This is a genomic window from Achromobacter sp. RW408, from assembly GCF_003184165.1.
Taxonomy (GTDB): Bacteria; Pseudomonadota; Gammaproteobacteria; order Burkholderiales; family Burkholderiaceae_B; genus Achromobacter; species Achromobacter xylosoxidans.
In genome coordinates this window covers 1-779 of the sequence record NZ_QHHO01000023.1, presented here as the reverse complement: position 1 = coordinate 779, position 779 = coordinate 1, and the positions used below count along the sequence as shown (strand labels likewise).

Below are 779 nucleotides of genomic sequence, written 5' to 3'. Positions count from 1 at the left end.
CGGCCGCCGCGCGGATCGCCGCGGCGCTTGTCGTAGGTCACCACGAAGGTGTCGGGGTCGACCATCACGCTCTGGAAGCGCGCGTACGGGCACATGTACTTGCAGACCGACTCGCGCATGAAGCCGGCATTGCCCCAGGTGGCGAAGCCGTAGAACAGCATCCAGAACCATTGCCACGGCCCCAGCTGCAGCGCGAACAGCTCGTGGCCCAGTTCGCGGATCGGCGCGAAGTAGCCGATGAAGGTCGAGCCGGTCCACCAGGCCAGCGCGATCCACAGGAAGTGCTTGGTGACCTTCAGGCGCGCCTTGCGCCAGGTCCAGGGCGACTCGTCCAGGCGGATGCGGGCGACGCGGTCGCCTTCGACCTTGCGCTCGATCCACATGAAGATCTCGGTGTAGACCGTCTGCGGACAGGCGTAGCCGCAGAACAACCGGCCGGCCACCGCGGTGAACAGGAACAGCGCCAGCGCCGAGATCACCAGCAGCACAGCCAGGTAGACCACGTCCTGGGGCCACAGCACCAGGCCGAACAGGTAGAACTTGCGCGCGCCCAGGTCGAACAGCACGGCCTGGCGGCCGTTCCATTGCAGCCAGGGCAGGCCGTAGAAGATCAGCTGCGTGAGAAAGACGAAGGCAATGCGCCAGCGCGCGAAGATGCCGCTGACCGAGCGCGGATAGATCTTGCTGCGCACGCCGGCCAGGGTCTGCTCCAGCGTCTCCTGGCCGGGCCGGGGCGGCCGCACGTGCGGCCGCCAGGGTGGCGGGTCGCCGCCAGGCGA

1 protein-coding gene is annotated in these 779 nt (G+C 68.0%); it reads right to left on the bottom strand.

Features of this window, described 5'->3' with window-relative positions:
- Positions 1 to 779 (bottom strand): 4Fe-4S dicluster domain-containing protein (locus tag DK459_RS07425; protein ID WP_370445588.1); only part of this gene is annotated, 779 nt, incomplete at both ends.